Here is a 3,480-nt window from a genome sequence, read left to right on the forward strand (position 1 = left end):
AACGGGCGAATTTGCCATTATGGGCCTCCTGCCCAACCTGGCGGGCGATCTTGGCGTGACAGAGCCCGAGGCCGGGCATGTCATTTCGGCTTATGCCCTTGGCGTGGTGGTCGGCGCGCCGCTGATTGCGGTGCTGTTCGCGCGGGTGCCGCGCAAGCCGCTGTTGCTGGCGTTGATGGCGCTGTTTGCGCTGGGCAATGTCGGCAGTGCCATGGCGCCCGACTATTGGTCGCTGGTGCTTCTGCGTTTTGTCTCGGGGTTGCCGCATGGCGCGTACTTTGGCATTGCCGCGCTGATCGCTGCTTCGATGGTGGATGTCGGTTATCGCGCCCGGGCTGTGGGCCGGGTGATGCTCGGCCTGACGCTGGCGACGTTGATTGGCATGCCGCTGGCGACCTGGCTGGGGCAGGGTCTTGGCTGGCGGCCGACTTTCTTTGCCGTGGGCGGCATCGGTGCACTGGCTGTGCTGATGGTCATGCGCTTCGTGCCGGCCATCAAGGCGGCTGAGGGCGCGAGCCCGCTGCGCGAATTGGGGGCGCTGAAGCGGCCGCAGGTGTGGTTGACGCTGGGTATCGCGGCTACCGGCTGCGGCGGCATGTTTTCCGTCTTCACCTACATCGTGCCGCTTCTTACCGAAGTGACAGGGATTCCAACCATCTGGGTGCCGGTGGTGCTGGCGCTGTTTGGCGTGGGCATGACGTTGGGCAACATTCTCGGAGCCTATATGGCCGACCGGGCGCTGATGAAGACCATTGGCGGCATGCTGGCGTTCAACATTGTCAGCCTCGCGGCCGTGCCATGGCTGGCGCTGACCTGGCCGACGGCGGCGCTGAGCGTTTTGGGTGTTGGTTTCACCGTTGCCATCGGTACGGCGCTGCAGACGCGGTTGATGGACGTGGCGGCCGATGGACAGACGCTGGCGGCGACGCTCAACCATGCGGCGTTCAACATTGCCAATGCGCTCGGTGCGCTGTTTGGCGGGATGGCGATTGCGGCGGGGCTCGGCTGGTCTTCGACGGGGCCGGTTGGCGCGGTCATGGCCGTGGTTGGACTTCTGCTGTTCTTCGTGTCCGTCTGGCTCGAACGGCGGGACAGTGGATGGACACCGGATGCGGTGCCGGCAGAATGAGAAAAAGGGCGCCTCAAGGGGCGCCCTTCTTGTTTCAGGCGACGGTCAGCGTGACGTCGACATTGCCACGGGTGGCGTTGGAATAGGGGCAGACTTCGTGAGCCTTGTGTACCAGCGCTTCGGCATCTTCCTTGGAGAAGCCGGGGAGGGTCACCTTGAGTTCGACCGCGATATTGAAGCCCTTGGCGCCTTCATTGGCGTTTTCGCCGAAGGAAACCGAAGCATCGATCGTCGTTTCGTCCGGAACCTTGATCTTTTCGCCGCGGGCGACGGCCTTGATGGCGCCGAGGAAGCAGGCGGAATAGCCAGCGGCAAAAAGCTGCTCGGGATTGGTGCCCGGGCCGTCATTGCCGCCCATGGCCTTGGGGGTGTCGAGGGTTACTTCGAGACGACCATCATCGGTCTTGCTGGTGCCGGTGCGGCCGCCAGTGGTGTGGGCGTGAGCGGTGTAAACTGCAGCTTTGATGGACATGGCGACGATTTCCTTTGGAGGGATGAAATTTCGTGACGGCTATTCAATAGTGTGCAATTCAATTGCACGCAATAGAAATTTGTGTGATAGATTTTTGACACTGAAAGGAGAGGCGATGAGCGACAAGCGGATGCCGACGATCGACCAGATGCTGTGCTTTGCCGTCTATTCGGCCGGGCACGCTTTCACGCGCTTCTACAAGCCCCGGCTGGATGCGCTTGATCTGACCTATCCGCAATATCTCGCCTTTCTGGTGCTCTGGGAGAAGGACGACATCACGGTAAAGGCGCTGGGCGAGCGATTGTTCCTCGACTCGGGGACGATTACGCCGCTGATCAAGCGGCTGGAGGCGCGGGGGCTCGTTGGTCGTCATCGTGATGAAGAAGATGAACGGCAGGTGCGCATACGCCTGACCGAGGAGGGGCGGGCGCTCAAGGGCAAGGCACTTTCCATTCCGCTGGCCGTGATCGAGGGCGCGGGGCAGTCCCTTGAGACTACGGAAACGATGCGGCGAGAGCTGGTGGCATTGCGGGATCGGCTGGACGCGGCAGGCTAACGTAGCCCCACGGCATCGACCTGGCCGGAGCGGCAGCCGCCGTCCGTCGGTGAGGCTGCGGCAATGAGGCGGGGCAGGGAGTCAGGGCCGTCGATCTTGCCGGTGAGGCCGATGGTCAGTTCGGTGATGATGGTGCGGTTGCCGTCCTCTTCGCAGGTCATGCGGACGCGTTCACCGGTGCCGGGACCGAAGGCATTGTCGAAAGCAGCGCGGATTTGGGTGAGCGTGATGCGCTTGCCGATGTTTGACGCGAAGAGTTCGGCCACTTCGGAGGTGTTGAGGGCCAGCATGAGGTCGAGGGCATCGGCGTAGTATTGGCGTGCGTTGGTGCCGTAGCAGGTGCCGTGCTTGGTCCATTCGTGGCGGTCGAGGGCGGATTGGCTGCCGGGCATGACTTCGTCGAGATCGCGGCGGATGGCGAGGGGTAAGTCAAGGATCGGAAGATCGCGCCAGCGGCCGTCTTCGCTGGCGTAGCGCTCGCCCTCCGGAACATTGCAATATTCGTTGCTGCGCGGTTGGGGCCAGAGGCCGTGCAGGGTGAAATTGGTCGCTTCAAAACTGTTGGCGCGCTGGTTGCGGCACTCGGTCTTGCGGGGGCTGAGTTCGCAGAACGCTGGCTGCCAGTTTATGACGAGAATGTATTGGGTGCCGCGATAGGTCGGGGGCGGGGCGGGAGGCGCCGGTTCGTCGACGCGGCCTTCGGCGTCGGTCGAGCGGGTGCCGCAATCGACGGACACCCAGCGACGGTCGGGTTCTGCTCCGGGGACGATAATCCAGAGATGGGTAGGCCGGGCCTTGTTGCCGGCGATGAGGTCGTAGGCAGTGCCGGGACGGGTGGCTATATCGCCGGGATTGGTTTCGCGGCTGATGGATTGGAGGGCCGGGCAGGCCTTTGTCGCCGTGAAATAGCCGGAAAGGGGCACTTCGGCTCGGGCGGGTAGGGTGAGGAGCAGGAGGGCGAGGATGGTGATGATCCGCAGCATTTCGTGCTCCCCAAACGACTGAGGGGAGCCTTAGCGGCTCCCCTCGTTTATTGCTACCCTGTCGATCAGAGCGTGATGCGGTAGACGCCGAAGCCGTCGGCGTTGGTTTCGCCTGTCGCTTCGATCTTGACCGCAGTGACATCGTCCAGGTGTTCGGCAGCCTTGGGGCCGGTGGCGAACAGCACGGTGGTGTCGGCGATGGGAGCGAGCGACCAGTTGCTGTCGGCCTTGGGGTTGATCGTGCCGTTTTCGATGATGAAGCGCACGATGATGTCGCGGTTGGTATCCGGGCCCTTGAAGACGATCACGTCCGAATTGATGTTCGGGAAGGTGCCGCCGC

4 protein-coding genes and 1 pseudogene are annotated in these 3,480 nt (G+C 63.0%); 2 read left to right on the forward strand and 3 right to left on the reverse strand.

Annotated features, from left to right (window positions below; all coding sequences use genetic code 11):
* Window positions 1–1,129: MFS transporter (locus tag ABW043_RS01500; protein WP_353919475.1), on the forward strand; the 1,129-nt coding region annotated here is incomplete at its 5' end.
* Between the two features lie 34 nt (window positions 1,130–1,163).
* Here ABW043_RS01500 and ABW043_RS01505 read toward each other — a convergent pair.
* Window positions 1,164–1,601, reverse strand: coding sequence for an organic hydroperoxide resistance protein (locus ABW043_RS01505; protein ID WP_353919476.1), 438 nt, complete (start codon window positions 1,599–1,601; stop codon window positions 1,164–1,166).
* 115 nt (window positions 1,602–1,716) lie between these two features.
* On the opposite strand from ABW043_RS01505, the gene ABW043_RS01510 reads away from it, so the two are divergent.
* On the forward strand, window positions 1,717–2,157 hold the full coding sequence (locus tag ABW043_RS01510; protein WP_353919477.1) for a MarR family winged helix-turn-helix transcriptional regulator: 441 nt from the start codon (window positions 1,717–1,719) through the stop codon (window positions 2,155–2,157).
* Here the strand turns inward: ABW043_RS01510 and ABW043_RS01515 are convergent.
* Both ABW043_RS01515 and ABW043_RS01520 read right to left on the reverse strand, forming a co-directional pair.
* On the reverse strand, window positions 2,154–3,140 hold the full coding sequence (locus tag ABW043_RS01515; protein WP_353919478.1) for a ribonuclease T2 family protein: 987 nt from the start codon (window positions 3,138–3,140) through the stop codon (window positions 2,154–2,156). The two genes, ABW043_RS01510 and ABW043_RS01515, sit on opposite strands and share 4 nt — an antisense overlap.
* A 65-nt stretch (window positions 3,141–3,205) precedes the next feature.
* Window positions 3,206–3,480, reverse strand: a pseudogene (locus tag ABW043_RS01520) (2',3'-cyclic-nucleotide 2'-phosphodiesterase); the annotation flags it as partial.

Source organism: Devosia sp., from assembly GCF_040509215.1.
Classification (GTDB): domain Bacteria; phylum Pseudomonadota; class Alphaproteobacteria; order Rhizobiales; family Devosiaceae; genus Devosia.

Coding starts and splice junctions, on each gene's coding strand:
- ABW043_RS01510 (WP_353919477.1), top strand. CDS start 1,717: ATGAGCGACAAGCGGATGCCGACGATCGACCAGATGCTGTGCTTTGCC.
- ABW043_RS01515 (WP_353919478.1), bottom strand. CDS start 3,140: ATGCTGCGGATCATCACCATCCTCGCCCTCCTGCTCCTCACCCTACCC.
- ABW043_RS01505 (WP_353919476.1), bottom strand. CDS start 1,601: ATGTCCATCAAAGCTGCAGTTTACACCGCTCACGCCCACACCACTGGC.